This window comes from Mycobacterium sp. E2989, assembly GCF_001667595.1.
In the GTDB taxonomy this organism is placed as follows: domain Bacteria; phylum Actinomycetota; class Actinomycetes; order Mycobacteriales; family Mycobacteriaceae; genus Mycobacterium.
Window position 1 is genome coordinate 51,328 of the sequence record NZ_LZJX01000045.1, and the last position, 21,465, is coordinate 72,792.

General features: G+C 69.2%; 21 protein-coding genes. 5 read left to right on the top strand and 16 right to left on the bottom strand.

Annotated elements, in window-relative coordinates; all coding sequences use genetic code 11:
* Positions 1–10: 10 nt before the first annotated feature.
* From A5680_RS09220 to A5680_RS09265, 10 genes are all read right to left on the bottom strand, one after another.
* Positions 11–352 (bottom strand): DUF6285 domain-containing protein, encoded by a 342-nt coding sequence (locus A5680_RS09220; RefSeq protein WP_055402998.1) that lies wholly within the window; start codon positions 350–352, stop codon positions 11–13.
* Positions 352–1,338: a phosphotransferase family protein gene (locus tag A5680_RS09225; protein ID WP_055403000.1), complete on the bottom strand. Its 987-nt coding sequence runs from the start codon at positions 1,336–1,338 to the stop codon at positions 352–354. Before A5680_RS09225 ends, A5680_RS09220 begins: the two co-directional genes overlap by 1 nt.
* Complete coding sequence (locus A5680_RS09230) at positions 1,335–2,570, bottom strand: acyl-CoA dehydrogenase family protein (RefSeq protein ID WP_055403002.1); 1,236 nt, start codon at positions 2,568–2,570, stop codon at positions 1,335–1,337. The genes A5680_RS09225 and A5680_RS09230 overlap by 4 nt, the downstream gene beginning before the upstream one ends.
* A gap of 9 nt (positions 2,571–2,579) precedes the next feature.
* Positions 2,580–3,206 (bottom strand): TetR/AcrR family transcriptional regulator, encoded by a 627-nt coding sequence (locus A5680_RS09235; RefSeq protein WP_082459840.1) that lies wholly within the window; start codon positions 3,204–3,206, stop codon positions 2,580–2,582.
* Positions 3,206–4,102 (bottom strand): hydroxymethylglutaryl-CoA lyase, encoded by an 897-nt coding sequence (locus A5680_RS09240; protein ID WP_055403006.1) that lies wholly within the window; start codon positions 4,100–4,102, stop codon positions 3,206–3,208. Before A5680_RS09240 ends, A5680_RS09235 begins: the two co-directional genes overlap by 1 nt.
* A complete protein-coding gene (locus A5680_RS09245; RefSeq protein ID WP_067818503.1) occupies positions 4,099–5,301 on the bottom strand; it encodes a CaiB/BaiF CoA-transferase family protein in 1,203 nt (400 codons plus the stop codon). Before A5680_RS09245 ends, A5680_RS09240 begins: the two co-directional genes overlap by 4 nt.
* The gene (locus A5680_RS09250; RefSeq protein ID WP_067818505.1) at positions 5,298–6,479 is read right to left on the bottom strand and encodes an alpha/beta fold hydrolase; all 1,182 of its coding nucleotides are present in this window, start codon (positions 6,477–6,479) and stop codon (positions 5,298–5,300) included. Before A5680_RS09250 ends, A5680_RS09245 begins: the two co-directional genes overlap by 4 nt.
* A gap of 2 nt (positions 6,480–6,481) precedes the next feature.
* A complete protein-coding gene (locus A5680_RS09255) occupies positions 6,482–7,573 on the bottom strand; it encodes a homogentisate 1,2-dioxygenase (protein ID WP_055403013.1) in 1,092 nt (363 codons plus the stop codon).
* A gap of 121 nt (positions 7,574–7,694) precedes the next feature.
* Entirely contained in the window at positions 7,695–8,666 is a 972-nt protein-coding gene (locus A5680_RS09260) for an NADPH:quinone oxidoreductase family protein (protein ID WP_067818508.1), read from the bottom strand.
* A gap of 22 nt (positions 8,667–8,688) precedes the next feature.
* Positions 8,689–9,687, bottom strand: a complete 999-nt coding sequence (locus A5680_RS09265; protein ID WP_067818510.1) for an acryloyl-CoA reductase — start codon at positions 9,685–9,687, stop codon at positions 8,689–8,691.
* Between the two features lie 22 nt (positions 9,688–9,709).
* Between A5680_RS09265 and A5680_RS09270 the strand changes: the two genes are divergently transcribed.
* The gene (locus A5680_RS09270; protein ID WP_067818511.1) at positions 9,710–10,567 is read left to right on the top strand and encodes an oxidoreductase; all 858 of its coding nucleotides are present in this window, start codon (positions 9,710–9,712) and stop codon (positions 10,565–10,567) included.
* 72 nt (positions 10,568–10,639) lie between these two features.
* Here the strand turns inward: A5680_RS09270 and A5680_RS09275 are convergent, their stop codons facing one another.
* The 3 genes from A5680_RS09275 to hisN all read right to left on the bottom strand — a co-directional run bounded on the left by A5680_RS09275 (position 10,640) and on the right by hisN (position 14,166).
* A complete protein-coding gene (locus A5680_RS09275) occupies positions 10,640–11,845 on the bottom strand; it encodes an acyl-CoA dehydrogenase family protein (RefSeq protein ID WP_055403021.1) in 1,206 nt (401 codons plus the stop codon).
* A 41-nt stretch (positions 11,846–11,886) separates the two neighbouring features.
* Entirely contained in the window at positions 11,887–13,296 is a 1,410-nt protein-coding gene (locus A5680_RS09280; RefSeq protein ID WP_067818514.1) for an acyl-CoA dehydrogenase family protein, read from the bottom strand.
* 78 nt (positions 13,297–13,374) lie between these two features.
* The gene (hisN, locus tag A5680_RS09285) at positions 13,375–14,166 is read right to left on the bottom strand and encodes a histidinol-phosphatase (protein WP_067818517.1); all 792 of its coding nucleotides are present in this window, start codon (positions 14,164–14,166) and stop codon (positions 13,375–13,377) included.
* A gap of 33 nt (positions 14,167–14,199) precedes the next feature.
* On the opposite strand from hisN, the gene A5680_RS09290 reads away from it, so the two are divergent.
* Positions 14,200–14,529 (top strand): hypothetical protein, encoded by a 330-nt coding sequence (locus A5680_RS09290; protein ID WP_067818520.1) that lies wholly within the window; start codon positions 14,200–14,202, stop codon positions 14,527–14,529.
* A gap of 6 nt (positions 14,530–14,535) precedes the next feature.
* On the opposite strand, the gene A5680_RS09295 is transcribed toward A5680_RS09290, so the two are convergent.
* From A5680_RS09295 to A5680_RS09305, 3 genes are all read right to left on the bottom strand, one after another.
* A complete protein-coding gene (locus tag A5680_RS09295) occupies positions 14,536–15,627 on the bottom strand; it encodes a PPE family protein (protein ID WP_067818523.1) in 1,092 nt (363 codons plus the stop codon).
* A 91-nt stretch (positions 15,628–15,718) separates the two neighbouring features.
* Positions 15,719–16,882: a PPE family protein gene (locus A5680_RS09300; RefSeq protein ID WP_067818526.1), complete on the bottom strand. Its 1,164-nt coding sequence runs from the start codon at positions 16,880–16,882 to the stop codon at positions 15,719–15,721.
* Between the two features lie 470 nt (positions 16,883–17,352).
* Positions 17,353–18,717 (bottom strand): FAD-dependent oxidoreductase, encoded by a 1,365-nt coding sequence (locus A5680_RS09305; protein WP_067818529.1) that lies wholly within the window; start codon positions 18,715–18,717, stop codon positions 17,353–17,355.
* A 163-nt stretch (positions 18,718–18,880) separates the two neighbouring features.
* Between A5680_RS09305 and prfB the strand changes: the two genes are divergently transcribed.
* Genes prfB through A5680_RS09320 form a run of 3 tightly spaced genes read left to right on the top strand, consistent with a single transcriptional unit; the run spans position 18,881 to position 21,460 of the window.
* Positions 18,881–20,002: a peptide chain release factor 2 gene (gene prfB / locus A5680_RS09310; RefSeq protein ID WP_055403035.1), complete on the top strand. Its 1,122-nt coding sequence runs from the start codon at positions 18,881–18,883 to the stop codon at positions 20,000–20,002.
* The gene (locus A5680_RS09315; protein ID WP_067818532.1) at positions 19,992–20,987 is read left to right on the top strand and encodes a mechanosensitive ion channel family protein; all 996 of its coding nucleotides are present in this window, start codon (positions 19,992–19,994) and stop codon (positions 20,985–20,987) included. The genes prfB and A5680_RS09315 overlap by 11 nt, the downstream gene beginning before the upstream one ends.
* The gene (locus A5680_RS09320; RefSeq protein ID WP_067818535.1) at positions 20,984–21,460 is read left to right on the top strand and encodes a hypothetical protein; all 477 of its coding nucleotides are present in this window, start codon (positions 20,984–20,986) and stop codon (positions 21,458–21,460) included. The genes A5680_RS09315 and A5680_RS09320 overlap by 4 nt, the downstream gene beginning before the upstream one ends.
* The last annotated feature ends 5 nt before the right edge of the window (positions 21,461–21,465 follow it).

Consider the following 21,465-nt stretch of genomic DNA (forward strand, 5'->3'; position numbering starts at 1 on the left):
GCAAACGCTCCTATTCGCTGTTGTCGTAACCCGGGTGTGCGGCGGCCAGCCGGCGCCGCACCAGCGTGCGCAGGCAGGCCGTCACCTCCAAGGCCCGCCCGTCCAGCTCGCCGGCCCGGATCGCGGCGGCCAGCTCTTCCTCGTCGGCGAACCCCAGGTCGGCCAGGGCGGCGCGGGATTCGGCCTCGCTCTCGTCGAGCAGTTCGCGCTCGACGATGCGCAACGCGTTGGCCGCCACCCTGGCGTGGAAGTTGACCTGCCCGCTGGTCGCCGACCGCACGTCGGTCTCCAGGAATTCGGCCACCGCGGCCACCAGCTCGGCGGCGATCGGCCGGCCGTACGCGCCGATCATCAGGCGGCTCCTTCGAGCAGGTCGAGCAGGTCCCACTCGGTCTCGCACACGCGGCGACCGATGGTGGCCAGCTCCACCGAGCGGTGCAGACCGGTCAGATGCCGCTCGGCCTGATAGCGGCAGATGACCCCCCAGCGCAGCGTGGCCAGCACCAGCCACCAATGGAAAGCCACTCGATCCACGCTGGAACCGCTGGCCTGCTCGTAGGCGCGCAGGAAGCTCTCGATGCTGCCCAGACCGCCGGCGCCGAGACCGGCGGGAGCGCCGAAGCGCCAGGCCCGGATGCAGAACCAGGCCAGGTCGTCGTGCGGGTCGCCGCGGTGCACCAGCTCCCAGTCGAGGACGGCGGCGAGGCGGGACCCCTCGACGATCAGGTTGCCCATCCGGTAGTCGCCGTGCACCAGGACGTCCGCCGACGGTTCGGGCCGACGGGCCTCCAGCCAGCGAAACGCCCATTCGAAGGTGGCCGTGGTGTCGCCCATCGCGTCGAGCCGCTCCCGATACCGCGCGAGCGGATCCTCGTGGGCCAGCCCGGGGATGTCCGGGTCCGCGCGGTGGATGGCCGCCAGCGCCTGCGCGCATTGCCGCAGCAGCCCCGCGCGCGCCGCCTGCCCGCCCGCGGCGTCGAGTTGCCGCTGGATGCGCCGGACGATGGTCTCGCCCGCGATCGCCTCGCAGATCAGAAAGGGATTGCCCAGTGCCGCAGGCGAATCGTCGGCGATCAGGACGTGGGGGACCGGTGCGCCGGCGGCTGCGGCGGCGGCCTGGGCGCGCGCCTCGAGCTCCATGCCTGCGTGCACGTCGTCGGGTGCGCCGGTGCGCAGGATCAACGCTTGGCTCCGGTCGCCGGTGGCGGCGTCGAACGCCCAGGTGGCGCGGCTGGCGCCGCCGGTCATGGCGCGCAGGTTGTGCACCGCGACGTCGGCGCCGAGGACCGGCGCCAGCAGCGCGGCGAGTTGTGCGGCCAGGTCGTCGGTCGGCGTCACTTGCCAAACTTAAACAGCCGCTGCGCCACCCGGCGAATCTGGATCTCCTCGGCGCCTTCGGTGATCCGGTAGCGGCGATGGTGGCGATAGATGTGCTCGAACGGCTCGTGCCGGCTGTAGCCCAGGCCACCGAAGATCTGCATGGCCCGATCGGCGGCGTCGCACACGAGCCGGTTCGCCCGGTAGTTGGCCATCGACACCTTGTCCGAGACCTCCATGTGGTGATCGCGGTCCAGGTGCCAGGCGGCGTAGGCCACCAGCAGCCGCACCATCTGGGCTTCGGTCTGCAGTTCCGCGAGCGGCCATTGCACGGCCTGGTTGACCGCCAGCGGCTTGCCGAACACGGTTCGCCTGCCGGCGTATTCGGCGGCGCGGTCGATGCAGTACTGCGCGGCGCCCAGGCTGCTCGCGGCCTGCCGAATCCTGTTCTCGTGCAGGAAGGTCTGCGCCACCTCCAGGCCGCGGTCCACCTCACCGAGGACCGCGTCGGCGGGTACCCGGACGTCGGTCAACCGGACTTCGCCATGGTCGGTCGGCATGTTGAAGGTCCACCAGTAGTAGGGGACTTCGAACCCGGGCGCGTCCGTCGGCACCAGAAACGCCGTGATGCCCCGCGCCTGGCCGGGCTCACCGGAGGTGCGCGCGAAGACCAGGTCGTGGGTCGCGCGGTGCACGCCGGTGTTGAACCGCTTGGATCCGTTGATCACCCAGTCGTCGCCGTCGGGCTCGGCGTGGGTTTCCAGCCACGTCGCGTCCGAACCGTGCTGCGGCTCCGTCAGCCCGAACGCCATGGAACGTTCCCCGGTGATCAGCGCCTCGGACCACAGCCGTCGCTGCTCGGAGGTGCCGAACCGCTCCATCATGATCACCTGCGGGAAGTTCCCGACGATCGAGGACTCGTTCTGCAGGTCGTTGTGCAGCCCAAGTCCCTTGTGCGCCAGGTGTTCCCGAATGACCGCCATGTCCACATTGGTGCCGTCCCGCCCGCCCAGCGAGGCCGGCAGACCGTACCGCAGCCATCCCGCCTTGTCGGCCCGCCTGCGCATCTCGGCGAGCAGCTCCTCCCATTCCCGCGTCGGGATGCCGTCGTTCTCCCAGTCGGTGCGGGCATGTTCCCGGCGCTTGTCGAAATACTGGATGTGTTCGCGCTCGAGCGGTTTGATCTCGGCCTCGATGAAGTCGTCCATCTCGGCGAGCAGGCCCGGAAGGTGTTCGGGGAGCGTGAAATCCACAGTTGTCTCCTATGTCTCCTTGCCGCTGCCGTACAGGGTTTTCTTCCAGATCGTCGACAGGGTGGCGATGGCGTCCTCGTCGCTGATCTTGATGCCCAGGTTGGAGGGGCCGACGAACACGGTGGTGAAGTTCTCGAAGAGCAGGGCGATCGCCGCCGCGGTGTGTTTCGGGTCCAGCTCGGTTCCGTATCCCTGCTCCTGGGCGCGGCGCACCGAGGCGGCGACGATGTCCATGCCGAAGCGCCGAAATTCGTTCTGCACGGCGGCGAAGCGCGGCTGGGTGGCGGCGAGCTGCGCCACGGCGATCATGATGCCGATGTTCTGTTTGAACATGTTCCAGTAGCCGGTGACCACCGAGGTGAAGAAGGCCTCGTCTTCCGGCGAGTCCGGCAGGTGCACGCTGAGCCCGGACGGCGTCACGACGTCGTGCAGAAAGGATTCCGCCAGCGCGGCGAGCAGGTCTTCCTTGTCGCCGAAATACCGGTAGAACACGGCGGGCGACTTGCCGGCGGCGGACGTGATGTCGGCCAGCGTGGTGCCGTGAAAGCCCCTCTCGGCGAACAGCTTTCGGGCGGCCTGCTCAATGGCCTGCCTGGTCTGGCGGCCCTTGGCGGTCAGCGTGTCCGGGGTGGGCATCAGGCCCGGATCCGGTCACCGGCGCGCAGCAGGGCGCCCGGCAGGTCATGGCCGACAACGGATCTGGCGACCTCGGCGGCGGCGATGGCGGCCTGCAGGTCGACGTCGACGCCGAAGCCGCTGTCGCGCAGCAGGTACACCAGGTCCTCGGTGGCGATGTTGCCGGTCGCGCCCGGCGCGAACGGGCAGCCGCCCAGGCCGCCGACCGAGGCGTCCAGCCTTCGCACCCCGGCGCTGACCGCGGCGTATGCGCTGGCCAGCCCGGAGCCGCGGGTGTTGTGGAAATGGCCGCCCAGCGGCAGGTCGCCGATCACCGGACGCAGTTGGGCGATCAGCGAATTCACCCGCCCGGGGGTGGCGGTGCCGATGGTGTCGGCGATCGACAGGCGGTCGACACCGCGGTCGCGGGCGGCCGCGGCGATGTCGAGCACCCGCTGCGGGGGAGTGGGGCCTTCGAACGGTGAGTCCCACGCGGTGGCGATGATCACCTCGACGCTCACGCCGGCGTCGTGCGCGATGGCGAGGATCTCGCCGATCGCCTCGGTGGCCTCCGCGCTGGTGCGCCCGACGTTGGCCTGGCTGAAGGTGTCGTCGGCGGCCACCACGTACTCGATCGAGCGCAGCCCCGCCGCCACCGCGCGCTTGGCCCCGTTCGGGCTGGCCACCAGCGCGGAGAATTCAATGTCGGGGTAGTCGCGCAGGTGCGCGGCGAGCTCGGCGGCGTCGGCCATCGACGGCACCTTCGACGGCGAGACGAACGCGGTGGCCTCGACCTCGCGCACCCCGGTCGCGGCGACCGCCGCCAGGAGTTCGAGCTTGGCCGCCAACGGGATTGGCGCTTCGATCTGCAGGCCGTCGCGCAGCGACACCTCGCGGATCACCACCGCTGTGTTCACAGCACCTCCTCGGCCCGCAACGCGTCCAGCTCTTCGGTGGTCCTGCCCAGCAGTCCGATGAAGACGTCGTCGTTGTGCTGGCCCGGCCGCGCGGGCCCGGCGCTGCGGACCCGGCCCGGGGACTCGGAAAGCACCGGCACCACGCCGGGCCCCAGGACGTTTCGCCCGACCCGTTCATCGAAGTGCTCGACCAGCATGCCGCGGGCCCGCAGCTGCGGGTCGTTGACGACCTCGGCGACGGTGTTGATGGGTCCGGCGATCACGCCTGCGGCGCTGAGGGTTTCGATGATCTCACCCGGCTGGCGCTCCGCCGCCCATGCGCCGATGATGCCGTCGAGCTCGTCCTGGTTGCGGCCGCGGGCGCCGTGCGTGGCGAACCGGTCGTCGGTGACCAGCTCGGGGCGGCCCATCGCCTTGCACAGGCGGGCGAAGACGGTGTCCTGGTTGGCGGCGATCACCACCCAGGAGCCGTCGGCGCTGCGGTAGATGTTCGACGGCGCGATGCCCTCCAGCCGGGTGCCGGACGGTCCGCGCACCACGCCGCCCGCGTCGTAGTCGGGGATGGTGGATTCCTGGACCGCCAAACAGGATTCGGTCAGAGCGACATCCACCACCTGGCCGCGCCCGGTGATGCCGCGGCGGTACAGCGCCGCCAGCGCCCCCTGGGCGCCGAACATGCCGGCCAGGGTGTCGCCGAGGGATAGCGCCAGCCGGGGCGGCGGGCCGCCGGGGAAGCCGTTGAGGTGCCGCAGCCCGCTTGCCGCCTCGGCCACCGAGGCGTAGCCGGCCTTGTGCGCGTCGGGGCCCGTCTGCCCGTAACCCGAGACCCGGACCAGGATGATGCCCGGGTTGCGGGCGCTGAGCACGTCGTAGCCCAGGTCCCATTTCTCCAGCGTTCCCGGCCGGAAGTTCTCCACGACGATGTCGGACTTCGCGACCAGCTCAAGGAACAACTCGCGGCCGCGGGGCTTGCGCAGGTCGAGGGTGATCGCCCGTTTGTTGCGCGCGTGCACCGTCCAAAAGACGTGCTGCCCGTCGATTTCGGCCTGGCCCCAGGTGCGCAGCGGGTCCGGGGCGCCGGGAGGCTCGACCTTGATGACGTCGGCGCCCATGTCGCCCAGCAGCCGCCCGGCGAACGGGCCCGCGATCAGCGTGCCGAGTTCGAGCACCCGGACGCCGTCCAGCGGACCGGCTGTCACTCTTTGCTCGCGAAGTCGTGGCGGACCAGCCAGTCGGTGACGATGTCGACGGCCGCGCGCAGCTTGTCGCGCTGGTCGGGGCCCGCGTAATAGTGTGTGGCGCCGGGGATTTCGTGCATTTCCTTGTCGTGGTACCCGATGGCCTCGAACAGCCGCCGGGTGTGGCTGGGTGTGCAGGCGTCGTCGGCCAGGTTACCGATCACCAGCGCCGGGACCGCGATGTCGGCCCCGCACGCCACTCCGTCGCCGCGGGCGTCGTCGTAGCTCCACTGCGAAAGCCAGCCTCGCAGCGTCGAGAAACGGGCCAGCCCGACCGGGCTCATGTTCACCACCTGAGGATCCCCCAGGTAGCAGGTTCCCGGGGTGCGTTCGTTGGGATCCACGGTCGGGTCCAGCCAGCGCGGGTCCGCCATGGTGCCGTGCACCACGAAGCCGAACTCGTCTTCGGGCCGGCCGGCCGCCTTCAACTCGGCGAGCTTGTCCCGGACCCAGGCGGTGATGCGCCGGTTGCGCGCGATCTGCGCCTCGCGATACCGGGCCAGGAACTCCTGGCTGTACGGCGGCTGGTTGGGGTTGTCCGGGTTATAGAGGTCCAGCTCGGGATCGCGCTTGGTGGGGTCGGATTCGTCGAGGATCGACGCGTCGAGCCATTCGGTCAGCGTGCCGTGGCGGCTGATGTGCGCGGCCAGCAGCATGATGCCGTCCGCGGCGGGCAGGTCCAGGGCGGTCAGGTCGGGACCGTCGCCGGACGGGCTGGACGTGATGGTCGGGTGCTGAGCCTGCTGTTGGTAGAACACCGACAGCGAACCGCCGCCGCTCCACCCGGCCAGCACCACCTTCGAATAGCCCAGCCGCTTCTTGGCGTCCTTGATGCACTCGCCCAGGTCCTCCACCACCTTCTCCATCAGCAGCGCCGCGTCGGTGCCGCGGAATCGGCTGTTGCAGTAGATGACGTGGTGGCCCGCCCGGGCCAGCGCGTTGATCATCGGCAGGTAGGCGCCGCCCCCGATCGGGTGCATGAACACCAGCACCGTGTCCGACGGCCTGTCCGTCGGCTTGAGCAGATAGCTCTCCAGCACGGTGATCTCGGCCAGGCCGCCATAGACGTCGCGGACGCCGGAATTGTTCTGGAACGCAACGAGATAGGGGATTCGTTCGTATTCGTGACGGGTCGTCATGCTCAGTGTTGTCCTAGGTCGTTCGCCAGCACCTCGGCCGACGGGGTCAGTCGCCGACGGGTGTCGACGGCGATCACTTGCCAATCGACGCGGGAGTACTCGTCGAACTTGCGGCGCGCCCGTTCCCGCGCCTTCTCCGGTGCGCCGTGGTGAACGCCTTGCGGCGCATGGGAGATCAGGCCGGGCGGCATCGGGATGCCGTAGAGCGAGCCGCCGTGGAAGAAGGCGATCTCGTCATAGTCGACGTTGCGGTGATACCACGGGGTGCGCTCGGTGCCCGGGACACCCTCCGCCGGCTTCGGCAGGAAGTTCATCACGTAGACGCCGGTGGCCTGCATGAACAGGTGCACCGTCGGTGGCAGGTGGACGCTGTCGGAGGTGACCACGTTGTAGTCGGCGATGTTGAAGGTGAACGCGAAGTTGTCACCGCGCCAACCCTCGACGTCGAGCGGATTGTGTTGGTAGAAAAGCGTTGTCGGGCCGCCCTCGTGGAGGAGCCGGACCTCGTACTCGTCGCGGCCGTCGTCCTCGACGGGGGCCGGTTCGGGGATGGTGGCCTGCGACGGGTCGAACGGGAAGTGCCGGCCCAGCGGCCCGGGCGGCGGCACCCGGAACTCGTCGGTCGCCTCGATCATGAGCAGCGTCGTCTCGGCGTCCGGCGCCTGGCGCCAGGTGCAGGCCTTGGGCAGGTAGACCCAGTCACCCTGGGAGTAGCGCAGTGGCCCGAACTCGGTTTCGAGCAGGCCCGCGCCCTGGTGCACGAAGCACAGCAGGTCGCCGTCGACATGGCGGGCGAAAAACGGCATCGGCTGGGCGCGACGGCTCAACAGGATTCGGCAGTCGGCGTTGCTGAACATCAGCAGCGGACCGCCGTTGGCGTCGGTGGCGTCGCTCGGCTTGAGCTCGCCGGCCAGCACGTCGACGGGCCGCAGCGGGCCGACGGACCGGTAGGCGGTGGGGTCGTGGCGGCGGTAGAGGTTCGCCGTGCGGCCGGTGAATCCGCCGCGGCCCAGCTCGTCGTCCTTGAGCCCGTCGAGGTCGGCGTGCAGGCGTTGGGGCGTCGTGCCTTTTCGCAAGTGAACGAACGATTCCATGGATGACCCCCGGCTCGGGCGACCTACAAAAACTGAAAGTGACATTAGTTTTTGTTTTGCGCCCGCACAAGGGTCCATGCGTCTTCGTCGACCCTTTGTGTCGCCGATCAAGCCTGACGAGTCAGTCGCGCACGCGCACCACGACCTTGCCCCTGGCGGTGCGGTTCTCCAGCGACGCGACCGCCGCGGCGGCCTCCTCGAGCGGGTACACCTCCGGATTGGGGGCGGCCAGTTGCCCGGAGCTCAAGAGCTTCTCGAGCCCGGCCCACTGCTCGGCCAGCGCGTTCGGATGCGTGGCCGTCCACGCCCCCCAGCCGACGCCGACCACGTCAATGTTGTTGAGCAGCAACCGGTTCACCTTCACGGTCGGGATCTCCCCGCCGGTGAAGCCGACGACCAGCAGCCGCCCGCCCGGCGCAAGCGAGCGCAGCGAATCGGTGAACCGGTCACCGCCGACCGGGTCGAGTATCAGGTCGACACCGCGACCGCCGGTGAGTTCCTTGACCGCGTCCTTGAACCCGTCGGCCAGCACGACGTCGGTGGCGCCGGCGGCGGTCGCGACGTCGGCCTTCCCCTCGGTGCTGACGACCGCGATGGTGCGCGAGGCCCCGAGCAGCGAGGCCAGCCGCAGCGTCGACGTGCCGATGCCCCCGGCGGCGCCGTGCACCAGGACGGTCTCGCCCTGGGCGAGCCGGCCGCGCACCGTCAGGGCGAAATACACGGTCAGGTCGTTGAACAGGAGTCCGGCGCCGGCCTCGAAGCTCACGTTGTCGGGTAGCTTGAACACCCGGTCGGGCGCCAGGATCGCGACTTCGGCCATGCCGCCGGACAGCATCGTCAGCCCGACGACCCGGTCGCCGGTCCGCACGTGCGCGCCGGCCGGCGCCGAGCGGACCACACCGGCGATCTCCGCGCCCAGCACGAACGGCGGCTCGGGGCGGTACTGATACAGGCCCCGGGTCAGCAATGCGTCGGGGAAGGCGGCACCGGCGGCGTGCACCTCGACGACGACGCCGTCACCCGAGGGTTCGTCGACCTCCGCCACCTCGATCGCGTCCGGACCGTCCAACCGAGTCACCCGTGCAGCGCGCATGGTCGCAGAGCCTACTGCCGACTCAGAATCCGCCCGCGACCCGCACCACCGCCCGACCGGTGAACTTGCCGGCGCGCACCTGATCGAGCACGTCGACCACGTCCTTGACGTCGACGTCGCTGGTGAGCGAGTCGAGATGGCGCGGCCGCAACGAATCGCCCAGCAGCGCCCACAGTTTGCGGCGCCGCCCGATCGGCATCTGCACCGAATCCATCCCCAGCAGCGCGACGCCGCGCAGGATGAACGGCATCACGGTGGTGCGCAACGCCGGACCGCCGGTCAGCCCGCTGGCGGCGACCGCCCCGCCGTAGTCGACGGCGCTGAGCACGTCGGCCAGCGTCGCACCGCCCACGCAATCCACCGCGGCCGCCCAACGCGCCTTGGCCAACGGCCGCGGCTTGGCGTCGGGATCCTCCGGCAACCGGCCGATAACCTCCGCCGCGCCAAGCTCTTTCAGCAGCCCGGAAGCCGCCTCCTTGCCGGTCGAGGCGACCACAGAAAAGCCCTTGGCGGCCAGCAGGTCCACGCTGACCGAGCCGACGCCCCCGGAGGCGCCGGTGACCACGACGGACCCGGCGCCGGGCTCAACGCCCCAGTCGATCAGCGCCTGCACGCTCATCGCGGCGGTGAAGCCGGCGGTCCCGATCGCGGCGCCCTCGCGCGGGGTCAACGGGCCGAGCGCGACGACCTGGTCGGCGGGCAGCCGCGCGAATTCGGCGTAGCCACCGTGGTGGCCGGTGCCGATCTGGTAGCCGTGCGCAAGCACCGTGTCACCGACGGCGAAGTCGGGTGAACTCGACTCGACGACCTCGCCGGCCAGGTCGATGCCCGGCACGACGGGGTAGCTGCGCACCACGCCGCCGCCCGGGGTCACGGCCAGCGCGTCCTTGTAGTTGACGCTCGAATAGAGCACCCGGATCGTGACCTCACCGGGTGGCAGGTCGGAGTGGCTCAAAGTCTCGACCGACGCGGTAATCCGGTCGCCATCTTCGCGAGCGACGAGCGCTTGAAACGTGTCCATGCCTCGACGCTAACCTCGCCCTATGGATTCCTTTCCACTCGGTCGCTTTTCGGTCTCCCGGGTGGGCTTCGGCGCGATGCAGTTGCCGGGCCCCAACGTCTTCGGCCCGCCCCGGGACCGCGATGAGGCGTTGGCCGTCCTGCGGCGGGCCGTCGAGCTCGGCGTCGACCACATCGACACCGCCCAGTTCTACGGACCCGACGTCGCCAACGAGCTCATCCGCGAGGCGCTCCACCCCTACCCGGAGAACCTGGCGCTGGTGAGCAAGGTCGGCGGCCGGCGCGACGACAAGGGCGCCTGGCTGCCGGTCGACGAGCCCGCCGACTTACGCCGCGACATCGAGACCAACCTGCGCACCCTCGGCGTCGACCAGCTGGCCGCGGTCAACCTGCGCGTGTTCGAAAGCGGCGAGCCCGATCGGCTGTTCGACGACCAGCTCTCGGTCATGATCGAAGCCCGCGACGCGGGGCTGATCGGCGGGATCGGGCTGAGCAACGTCAACCGCGATCACCTGCTGCGCGCCTTGGGGCGCACCGAAATCGCCTGTGTCCAAAACGCATTCAACCTTCTCGATCGGGAATCGGCGCCCCTGCTCGACGAGTGCACCGCCCGCGGGATCGCGTTCGTGCCGTTCTTCCCGCTGGGGGCCGCGTTCGTCCAGCCGAACCCGGTGCTGACGCACCCGCTGGTGGCCGACACGGCCGAGCGGCTCGGCCGTACGCCGGCGCAGGTCGCGCTGGCGTGGACGTTGAGCGTGGCGCCCAACGTGTTGCTGATCCCCGGCACCTCGTCGGTGCGGCACCTGGAGGAGAACATGGACGTCGCCTCGATCGAACTCGACGACGAGGTCCGTCAGCAACTGGACGCCCTCGCCGGGTAGTCACACCGAACGTGCACTCAGGGCGGGAAATTGGCCGACTGGCCGCCGTGGTTGCACGTTCGGCGAACCGAGCTACTTGAGCTCGGCCGACGACAGGCCCAGCAAGCGGCGGGCGACCACCAATTGCTGGATCTGCTGGGTGCCCTCGAAGATGTCCAGGATCTTGGAGTCGCGCGCCCACTTCTCCAGCATCGACTGCTCGGAATAGCCTGCGGTACCGGCCAATTCGACGGTCTTGAGGGTGACGTCGCTGGCCATCCGGCCGGCCTTGGCCTTGCTCATCGACGCCTCTTTGGAGTTGGGGATCTTGTTGTCGGCCTGCCACGCCGCCCGCAGGGCGAGCAGGTAGGCGGCCTCCCAGTCGGCTTCCATCCGCAAAAACTCGGCCGCCGCGGCGCTCTGCGCGTGCGACGGTTTGTCGTAGGAGATGTCCACGCCCGCCTCGGTGAGGATCTTGCGGATTTCCTCGAGGGCGGCTCGGGCGACGCCGATGGCCATGGCCGCCACGATCGGCCGGGTGTTGTCGAAGGTCTCCATCACACCCGAAAAGCCCTTGCCGACTTCGATTTCGGGGTTGCCGAGCAGGTTCTCCTTGGGGATGCGCACGTTGTCGAAGCGGATCGCCGCGGTGTCGGAGCCCTTGATGCCGAGCTTGCGTTCGAGCCGCTCGACCGTCACGCCGGGGTGCTCGCGCGGCACGATGAACGACTTGATGGCCGCGCGCCCCTGCGACTTGTCCAGCGTGGCCCACACCACGATGTGGGTGGCGCGCGAACCGGCGGTGACATAGATCTTCTCGCCGTTGATCACGTACTCGTCGCCGTCCAGCTTGGCGGTGGTCGACACCGCCGCCGAGTCGGAGCCGAACCCCGGCTCGGTGATGGCCATCGCCGCCCACACCTTGCCCAGGCGTTCCAGCTGTTCCTGTGTCGCGACGGCGGAGATGGCCGCGTTGCCCAGGCCCTGGTAGGGCACCGACAACATCATCGCGACGTCACCCCAGCAGGCCTCGAGGGTCTGCAGCAGCGCCGCCATGTTGGCGCCGTTGTGGTTTTGGTCCCGGTCCTTGTTCTCGTCGCCCAGGTTGTCGGCCCCGGCGAATTCGATGGATTCCGAGGCGCCCGCGAACAGGTTGTAGAGCGTGTCGAGTTCGACCGGGTAGGCGTGTTCGGCGAGGTCGTACTTGCGGGCGATCGGGCGCATCAGCTCCGCCGCGCCCTGGTGGGTCTTGACGGTCACCGCTTGCAGCTTGCGGGGTAGTTCCAGATTGATTGCCATGGTTGGTCTTTCGGTAGTCCGGATGACGGCTGGATGACGACTTAGATGACGACGACGCCCTCGGCCACGCCGATGGCCCGCAGGTCGCGGTACCAGCGCTCGACCGGGTGCTCTTTGGTGAAGCCGTGGCCGCCGAGCAGCTGGACGCCGTCCAGGCCGATCTGCATGCCCTTGTCGGCGCCCAGCCGCTTGGCCAGCGCCGCCTCGCGGAGGAAGGGCAGGCCCTGCTCGGCGCGGGCCGCGCCGCGCCAGGTGATCAAGCGCAGGCCGTCCAGCTCGATGGCGATGTTGGCGCACATGAACGCGACCGCCTGGCGATGGGCGATCGGCTCACCGAAGGCCTCGCGCTCCTTCACGTAGGGCACGACGTAGTCGAGCACCGCGTGCGAGGTGCCCACCGCTAGCGCCGCCCAGCCCAGCCGGGCCAGCGCGATCGCCTCCGAGTAGTCGGCGTCGGTGGCCTCGTCCTCGCCGAGGCGGGCGCTCAGCGGCACCGTAACCCCGGAGAGCTCCACCTGGCCCAGGGCCGCCGCGCGGATGCCCATACTCGGATCCGCCTTGACGGCAAGGCCTTTGGTCGACGACTCCACGACGAACAAAGCCGGCTTGCCGTTCAGCTGCGCGCCGATGATGAACAGTTCGGCGTCGGCCGCCGCCGGAACCAACGACTTCACGCCGTCGAGCCGGTAGCCGCTCGGGGTGCGCACCGCGGTCGTCTTCAGCATGGTGGGGTCGAACAGCGGTTGCGGCTCGGCGATGGCGACGCAGGCCTGCGGAACGTTCTCGCCGGCGAACTCGTGCAGATAGGTGGCCTGCTGGTCCGCGCTGCCCCAATGGGTCAACGCGGCGGCCACACCGCCGGGGGCCAGGATCGGCAGGGCCAGACCCATGTCGCCGTAGGCGAGCGCCTCGGCCGCCAGCACGTTGGTCACGCTGGAGCGGTGGGCGGCGATGCCGTCGAAGGCCTCGGGGATGTTGATCGCGGTGATGCCCAGCTCCGCGGCTTTGGCGATCAGGTCGGCGGGGTAGGTCGCGGCCTCGTCGGCCTCGGCCGCCGCCGGCCGCAGCACCTCCTCGGCGAATTCGGTGAGGGTCTCGACGATCAGCTTTTGGTCGTCGTCGGGCGTCAGGTCGAAGTAGTCCTTGCCGCTCGACTTCAGGCGGGTCGGTCCGCTGCGCAGGTTCTGCACGCGCTTGAACTGCCTGGAGGCGGCGGCCGCGGTGGAGAATACGGTCTTCGTGCCGTACTGCAGCCCCCGGTTGACCGGGTCGCGCAGGCGGTATTTGTCCAGGAACTCCTGGCCCATGAGCGGGGTGAGCAGCGCGATGGCGATGTCGACGCCGGTGCGCTTGTGGTGTTGTAACCCGACCGCGCTCTCGTGGTCTTTCCGTTTGCGACCGGAGCGGGCGGATTTTGAAGTCTTTGTTGAACCGGAACGACTGTCGGTCATCTGGGCGCCTCTGTTGTTTGGGGCAGTGCGGATAGGCCTATCTTACTCCGGAGTAAGATCACAGAGAACACTTGTTAACTAATTCACAGCGCCGGTATCCAGGCTGCGCAGCACGTGGGCATGCAGCGGCCCGTTCGTCGCCACGGCGCTGCCGCGGTGCGGTCCCGGCACGCCGTCCAGGCCGGTCATCGTCCCGCCCGCCTCGCGGACCAGGATGTCGAGCGCGGCGAGGTCCCAGACCGAGACCTCGGGTTCGGCGGCGATGTCGACAGCCCCTTCGGCCACCAGGCAATAGGAGAGGAAGTCGCCGAAGGCGCGCACCCGCCAGACGGCGTCGGTCAGCGCGATGAAGCGGTCCCGCAGACCGCGGTCCGCCCAGCCGGACAGGCTGGAAAACGACAGACTGGCCGAATCAAGTTGCGCCACTGAGGAAACCGATAGCCGCCGCGGCGCGGCGCCGTCGACGCCGACGAAGGCGCCCCGGCCGCGCGCGGCCCACCAACGCCGCTGCAGCGCCGGGGCACTGACGACGCCGACGGCGGGCACACCGTCTTCGAGCAGCGCGATCAAGCTGGCCCACACGGGCACGCCCCGCACGAAGTTCTTCGTGCCGTCGATGGGGTCGATGATCCACTGCCGTCCGGTGAAAGCGGTGGTCCCGCCGAACTCCTCGCCGACGACGCTGTCGTGCGGCCGTTCGCGGCCAAGCGCCTCGCGCAGCTCGGTCTCCACCCCGCGATCGGCGTCGGTGACCGGGGTCAGGTCGGGTTTGGTGTCAACGCGCAGGTCGAGGGCGCCGAAGCGGGCCGACGTCAGCGCGTCCGCGCGGTCGGCCAGCGCGAGCGCCAATGTCAGATCGTCCCGACTCATGACGCAGTCCTATCACGGCTCTACCATGGCGGCGTGTGGGAATTCGGAGTCCTGATCCTGCTGCTGGCCGTGTTGGCGGTCGCCCTCGCTCAGCGGTTCGGGCCGCGCGGCCCCCGCGGCGAGCTGCTGAACGGCACGCTGCTGGTGACCGGCGTCAGCCCGCGGCCCGAGGCCACCGGTGAGCAGTTCGTCACCATCGCCGGTGTGATCAACGGGCCCACCGTCAGTGAGCACGCCGTGTATCAGCGCATGGCGGTCGATGCCGACAACTGGCCGACCATGGGCCAGTTGTTCCCGGTCGTGTATTCGCCGAAGAATCCGGACAACTGGAGGTTCGCGCCCTCCGAGCCGCCGCCGGCGTAGCGCCCGTCAGCCGGCCGCGGGCGGGCGTGCCATCACCGTGATCCGCACGCCGTAGCGCGGGACCACCATCGCGGCCCGCGAGACTCGCATCCCCGGTAGCCCGGGCACGCCGGCCGTCGTTCGCGCCAGCGCCTCAGTCGGCGCGGCGGACAAGCCACCGACCGGCAACTCCGGCAACCCCGAAGTGGGGTTGCCGGTCGCGAACGCCCAGCCGGCGGGCACCGACATCGACCCGATCCTTCCGGCGCCGGCGAACACCGCCCGAACGCCGCCGCCCGGGCCCGACGCGGCACCGCTCAGCGCGGGCGCAGCGGGCATTCCGGCCGGAGCCGCCCCGAGGTTCGGCAAAATGCCTAAGTTCTTGTCGGCCTGGATGATTCCCGCGGGAAACCCTTCCGAATTGAGCAGCGCGTTGAACGTGGTCTGGACGCCCTGGATGGTGTCGAGTATCCGGAAAAGTTGCGACGACGAGCCGGGCGCCGCGGGGGTCACCACCTGCGAGCCCGTGCCCGAGTTCGAGGCGCCGGCGGTGGCTTGCGCGACGGCCGCCTGCTGGGCGGGCACCCCACCCGGGTCGGTGGTTTGGCGCGGGGAGGAGAAGGGCGAAAACTGCACCGCCGCGGCCGAACTGGCGCAGTAGCTGTACATCGCGGCGGCGTCCTGAGCCCAATACTCGGCGTATTGCGCCTCGGTGGCGGCGATCGCGGCGGTGTTCTGTCCGAAGAAGTTCGTCGCTATCAGCATTGCCAATTGGCTGCGGTTGGCGGCGACCGCGGGTGGCGGCACCGTCATGGCATGCGCCAGCTCGTAGGCCGCCGCGGCCGCCCGGGCGTGCGTCGCCGCCTGCTGAGCCCGCTCGGCGGTGGAATACAGCCAAGCCACATAGGGCGCCGCGCTGGCCGCCATGGCCTGGGAGGCGGGCCCGTACCAGTGCAACCCCGTCAGCCCGGACAGCACCGACTCGTAGACGGCGGCCGTGATGCCCAACTCCGCCGACAGCGAGTCCCAGCTCCCGGCGGCGGCCAGCAACGAGCCGGACCCCGGGCCGGCGTAGAGCCGGCCGGAGTTCACCTCTGGTGGCAGAAGGCCGAAATCCATTGTGTGACAGCCCTATAAGCGAGTGCAACGAAGCTGCGTGCGGCGAACGGCTCGTTCTATCTCCGACGGCAGTTGGCGGATCGGCCGCACGTCAGCCGGCGGCCGGCGGGCGGGGGATCACGGTGAGCCGCATCCCGTAGCGGGGCGGTGCGCCCACGCCGACGGAGCGCGCGGCGCCGCTGCCCGGCATGCCCGGATAACCGGGGTACCCGGACGCCACCGGCTCCTCGGTCCCGGGCAGCGTGGTGAAGCCGGCGGGCGATAGCGGCGAGATATGGGTGCTCGTCGGTGCCGACCAGCTTGCGGGCACCGACATCGGCCCGATCGAGCCGGCGTGCGAGAGCGTCGCGGTGATGTTGCCCAGGCCCCCGCCCAGGCCCGCCGTCGCGCCGCGAAGCGCGGGCGCCGCGATGGCGGGGGCGAGATTGGCGGCCGCCGCCCCGGGCTTGGCGAGGATGCCCAGATTGTTCTCGGCCCCAATGATTCCCGATACGAACTGCTCCATGTTATAGGGAGCGCTGAAGCCGACGCCCGTGCCCTGAATGAGGTCGAGGACCCGGAAGGCGTTGTTATTGTTGGCGGCCGCCAGCGGCGCGGCGCCGACTCCCGATTGCGGGTCCGGCGCCGAAAGTTGGCTGGTTTGCGGTGAGAACGACTGCGCCACAGCCTTGTTGGCGGCCGTCCTGGCGCTGGCCGTGGCCACCGCGGTGTCCTGGGCGCCCACCCCGGACTCGTTGGTGGATTTGCTCGCGGCGGTGAACTTCGGCAACCGCGTCGCCGCCGCCGAGGAGGCGGCGTAACCCGACATCGCGGCGGTGTCCTGAGCCCAGAAATCGGCGTATTGCGCCTCGACGGCCGCGATGGCAGCGGTGTTCTGGCCCACGATGTTCGTCGCCACCAGCGACGCCAGCAAGGTGCGGTTGGCGGCGACCACCGAGGGCGGCACCGTCATCGCGTACGCCTGCTCGTACGCCGCCACGGCCGTTCGCGCCTGCATGGCGGTTTGTTGCGTCTGCTCGGCGGTCGCCTGCAACCACGCCAGGTAGCGGGCGGCCGCGAACGCCATCGCGTCGGCCGCCGAGCCGCGCCACTGCAGGCCCAGGCTCGAGAGCACCGATTCGTACGACGCGGCGGTGGAGGCCAGCTCGGCCGACAACGCGTCCCAGCTTCCCGCGGCGGCCAACAACGAGGCCGGCCCGGGCCCGGCGTACATCCGGGCGGAGTTGATTTCCGGTGGAAGAAAAGCCCAATCCATGATGTCCCATCCCTGTGAAGGCAAACGTGAATAACGCCGGGGCTGAACGCATCGGCGTTGTTTGGCAAAAAATCTGTTGGCCGCTTCCACACCGCTTTGCCGGTCGGCAAAGCTCACCCCGGGTGACTGGGCGGCCGAGCGCGAGCGCTCACGTGCTGTCTAGCGGGCAGCGTGGCGCTTATCGAGGTGGCGGACCGTGCGCACAGGGCATCGCAATGGATCCTTCGATGTTCGGGCAATTCAAAGGTCGCAGGCGCGGACGGCGCTTGCGGGGTTTTGCGGCTATTCCGGCGCCGGCCAGGCAGAATTAAGGACTTGTTTCCCTTTAGTTCATCTTCTGTTAACCGAGCTTGCTTGCCTCGATCTCGGTAGGAAGAACACGAAACCCGCTGCGGGACTGGCTACTTCGCCCCTGTGCGGCCGGTTGCGGTGCGCGTTGTTGGGCACGTGTCAAGCACCACCCAGGGCGCTCAGCCGTGGCTGATCCGCAGCAGTTCTTGCAGGTTGGGCAGCTTGACCCGCGGCCGCCCGTGCGGCTCACCGGCGGCCCGCTCGTGGCGGTCGATGATCTCCCAGTGCTCGGAGGTGACCAGTTTGGGCTGGCGTGCGGCCAGCCAGTTGGCCAGTTGGTCGGCGTGGTCGTCGGGGAAATCCGCCAGCTCGCCCCTCGCGCGTCCCAAGTCGGCGAGCAGGGTGTCGACGGTGTCCTGGGAGTCCTTCTTATTGGTGCCGATGACGCCGGTCGGGCCGCGCTTGATCCATCCGGCGACGTATTCGTTGCGGCTGCCCTCCACCCGCCCGGCGGTGTTGGGGATGGTCGCGGTCTTCTCGTCGAACGGCAGCCCCGGCGTGGGCATGCCGCGGTAGCCGACCGACCGCACGACGAGCTGAACCGGCAGCTCCTCGCGCTCGCCGGTGTCCTTGGCCGAGACCCGGCCGCTCTCGTCGGTGACCAGCTCGTTGCGGCCCAGCACGATGCTCTCCACCTTGCCGTCACCCTTGATCTCGATGGGAGAGGTCATGAACCGGAACACGATTCGACGGTGGTTGGGTCGTGGGGCGCGTTCGGCGTAACCGCGCAACACCTTGATGTTCAGTTTCGTCGTCTTGTCCGCGGCGGCCTCGTCTTCGGCGGTGATGCCCTCCAGCTGCGCCGGATCGACGATCACGTCGACCCCTTCCAGGTCCGCCAGCTCACGCAACTCCAGCGTGGTGAACGCGGTCTGCAGCGGCCCCCGCCGCCCGATGATGACTACCTCCTCCACGCCACACGGCCGCAGCGAGTCCAGGGCATGGTCGGCAATGTCGGTGCGTGCGAGCACATCGGGATCGGTCACCAGGATGCGGGCGACATCGAGGGCGACGTTGCCGTTGCCGACCACGACCGCGCGGGCGCCCGACAGGTCGGGGCCGGGCTCTTGGAAGTGCGGGTGCGCGTTGTACCAGCCCACGAATTCGACGGCGGCCATGCTGCCGGGCAGGTCCTCGCCGGGGATCCTCAACGACCGGTCGGATTGCGCCCCGATGGCATAAATCACCGCGTCATAGCGGTCGGACAGCTCCCCGGGGTGCACGTGTTCGCCGACCACCATGTTGCCGAAGAAGCGGAAACGCGGATCTTCGGCGGTTTTTTCGAACTGCTTGCTGATCGACTTGATCTTGGGGTGGTCGGGCGCGACGCCGGAGCGCACCAGCCCCCACGGGGTGGGCAGCATTTCCAGCATGTCGACGGCGACATCGATCCCTTCGGCCGCGTCGGCCGCCTTGAGCAGGGATGACGCGGCGAAGAATCCCGACGGTCCGGAGCCGACGATTGCAACGTGGTATGGGCGCATACTCGACCTTCTATTCGTGCCCGGTTAGCGCGCGGGGGGCTGCGGGCGCGCGGCGCGGGGTGCACATGACCGTGACTCGATGCTAAACGCATGACCGCTGGTCGTGGCCCGGGCACTCGCCGGGAGCCGGGGTCCCCGGTGGGTCCCGGTAACGTGGTCCGCTGTGGAACCCGACCGTCAAGCCGATATCGCCGCCCTTGACTCCACCCTGACCACGGTGGAGCGGGTGCTCGATGTGGACGGTTTGCGCAGCCGGATCGAGAAGCTCGAACACGAGGCGTCGGATCCCAAGTTGTGGGATGACCAGAGCAACGCGCAGCGGGTGACCAGCCAGTTGTCCCACGCGCAGGGGGAGCTGCGCCGCATCGAAGAGCTGCGGCAGCGGCTCGACGACCTCCCGGTGCTCTACGAGCTGGCGGCGGAGGAGGGCGAAGATGCTGCCAGCAGGGGTGAAGCGCTGGCCGAGGCGGACGCCGAGCTGAAGGCGCTGCGCGCGGATATAGAGGCCACCGAGGTGCGCACGCTGCTCTCGGGTGAGTACGACGAGCGCGAGGCGTTGGTCACCATCCGCTCCGGCGCCGGCGGGGTGGACGCCGCCGACTGGGCCGAGATGCTGATGCGCATGTACATGCGGTGGGCCGAGCAACACAAGTATCCCGTCGAGGTGTTCGACACCTCCTACGCCGAAGAGGCGGGCATCAAGAGCGCGACGTTCGCGGTGCACGCCCCGTTCGCGTACGGCACGTTGTCGGTCGAGCAGGGCACCCATCGGCTGGTGCGGATCAGCCCGTTCGACAACCAGAGCCGACGTCAGACGTCGTTCGCCGAAGTCGAGGTTCTTCCTGTGGTGGAGACCACCGATCACATCGACATACCGGAAGGCGATGTGCGCGTTGACGTTTACCGTTCCAGCGGCCCGGGCGGGCAGTCGGTGAACACCACCGACTCGGCGGTTCGTTTAACCCACATCCCAACGGGTATCGTCGTGACTTGCCAGAACGAAAAATCGCAACTGCAGAACAAGATCTCGGCGATGCGCGTGCTTCAGGCAAAGTTGTTGGAGCGCAAGCGTTCCGAAGAACGCGCGGAGCTGGACGCGTTGAAAGGCGAAGGCGGCAGTTCGTGGGGCAACCAGATGCGCTCCTACGTCCTGCACCCGTACCAGATGGTCAAGGACCTGCGGACCGAGTACGAGGTCGGCAACCCGGCGGCCGTCCTGGACGGGGACATCGACGGGTTCCTGGAAGCGGGAATCCGGTGGCGCAACCGAAAAGATGACGACTAACACAACTCTTCAAGCCTCGACCGCCTCGATAAAGTCGCTGGGCTGGCACGAATTTTGGCGCGGCGAAATCGGTCAATGGATCATCACGCGCGGTCTGCGGATCGTCATGGTGCTGATCGTCGCGGTGCTGGCGGCCCGGTTCGTCAACTGGGTGGCTCAGCAGGTGACCCGTCAACTCAACCTGGGCTTCGCCGAGAGCGACGCGCTGGTGCGCTCGGAAGCCACCAAGCACCGTCAGGCGATGGCCTCGGTGATCTCCTGGGTGTCGGTGGTCCTCATCGGCATCTGGGTGATGATGCAGATCGCCAGCGTGCTGCAGTTTTCGGTCGGGGGACTGGTCGCCCCGGCCACCGTGGTCGGCGCCGCCCTGGGTTTCGGCGCGCAGCAGCTGGTGCGGGACCTGCTCTCGGGCTTCTTCATCCTCGCCGAGCGCCAGTACGGCTTCGGTGACCTGGTCACCCTCACCGTCGTCTCCTCGACGGAGGCCAGCGGCACGGTCGAGAACGTGACGTTGCGGGTGACGCGACTGCGCTCACCGGACGGCGAGGTGTTGACCATTCCGAACGGGCAGATCGTCAAGGTGGTCAACCTGTCCAAGGACTGGGCCCGCGCGGTGGTCGACATCCCGGTGTCCACCAGCGCAGACCTGAACCGGGTCAACGAGGTCTTGCACCAGGAGTGCGACCGCGCGATGGACAACCCCGGGCTAGGCGAGTTGCTGCTGGATGCGCCCACCGTGATGGGCGTGGAGAGCATCGAGGTCGACACCGTCACCCTTCGCCTGGTGGCCCGCACGCTGCCCGGCAAGCAGTTCGAGGCCGGGCGGCAGCTGCGCGTCCTGGTCATCCGGGCACTGGCCCGCGTCGGCATCGTGACGGCCGCGGACGCGACCGTGGGCCTGGTCGAGGACCCGTCCGTGCCGGTCGCCCAGGCTGCCGAGGAGGTAGCCGGCGACGACGTCCAAGGTGCGGTGCAGAAACGTTGAAATTGACCCTGAGCCTTTTCGAGAAACGCAGCGAAGACACCGAACATCGCTGGCCGAAGTACATGTTCGGCGGGCGGGTCCGCACGTCCACCCTGGTGCTGATCATCGCCTTTTTCGCGGTGTGGTGGGTCTACGACACGTACCGCCCCGAAGCGGCGCCCAAGCCGCCGGCGCAGCAAGTGGTGCCGCCGGGCTTCGTGCCCGACCCCAACTACACGTGGGTGCCCCGCAGCCGCGTGCAGGAGCCGCCGGCCACCACGCACACGCCGACCCCGACGAGCACGCCGCCGCCCGCGCCCCCGCCACCGCCGGTGACGACGACCACGACGACGCCGCCGTTGCAGCTCCCGCAGCTGCCCTGCCTGCTGCCGGCACCGTTCTGTCCGCCCAGCACAAGCCCGCCCACGCCGCCGCCCCCGCTCCCGCAGCCGGGGCCCGGACCGGCGCCCAGTTCGCCGCTGCCAGCCAGTTGACTTGG

Coding starts and splice junctions, on each gene's coding strand:
- A5680_RS09305 (WP_067818529.1), bottom strand. CDS start 18,717: ATGCGCCCATACCACGTTGCAATCGTCGGCTCCGGACCGTCGGGATTC.
- A5680_RS09300 (WP_067818526.1), bottom strand. CDS start 16,882: ATGGATTGGGCTTTTCTTCCACCGGAAATCAACTCCGCCCGGATGTAC.
- hisN (WP_067818517.1), bottom strand. CDS start 14,166: ATGAGTCGGGACGATCTGACATTGGCGCTCGCGCTGGCCGACCGCGCG.
- A5680_RS09265 (WP_067818510.1), bottom strand. CDS start 9,687: ATGGACACGTTTCAAGCGCTCGTCGCTCGCGAAGATGGCGACCGGATT.
- A5680_RS09315 (WP_067818532.1), top strand. CDS start 19,992: ATGACGACTAACACAACTCTTCAAGCCTCGACCGCCTCGATAAAGTCG.
- A5680_RS09275 (WP_055403021.1), bottom strand. CDS start 11,845: ATGGCAATCAATCTGGAACTACCCCGCAAGCTGCAAGCGGTGACCGTC.
- A5680_RS09250 (WP_067818505.1), bottom strand. CDS start 6,479: ATGACGACCCGTCACGAATACGAACGAATCCCCTATCTCGTTGCGTTC.
- A5680_RS09270 (WP_067818511.1), top strand. CDS start 9,710: ATGGATTCCTTTCCACTCGGTCGCTTTTCGGTCTCCCGGGTGGGCTTC.
- A5680_RS09220 (WP_055402998.1), bottom strand. CDS start 352: ATGATCGGCGCGTACGGCCGGCCGATCGCCGCCGAGCTGGTGGCCGCG.
- A5680_RS09235 (WP_082459840.1), bottom strand. CDS start 3,206: ATGCCCACCCCGGACACGCTGACCGCCAAGGGCCGCCAGACCAGGCAG.
- A5680_RS09280 (WP_067818514.1), bottom strand. CDS start 13,296: ATGACCGACAGTCGTTCCGGTTCAACAAAGACTTCAAAATCCGCCCGC.
- A5680_RS09255 (WP_055403013.1), bottom strand. CDS start 7,573: ATGGAATCGTTCGTTCACTTGCGAAAAGGCACGACGCCCCAACGCCTG.
- A5680_RS09260 (WP_067818508.1), bottom strand. CDS start 8,666: ATGCGCGCTGCACGGGTGACTCGGTTGGACGGTCCGGACGCGATCGAG.
- A5680_RS09295 (WP_067818523.1), bottom strand. CDS start 15,627: ATGGATTTCGGCCTTCTGCCACCAGAGGTGAACTCCGGCCGGCTCTAC.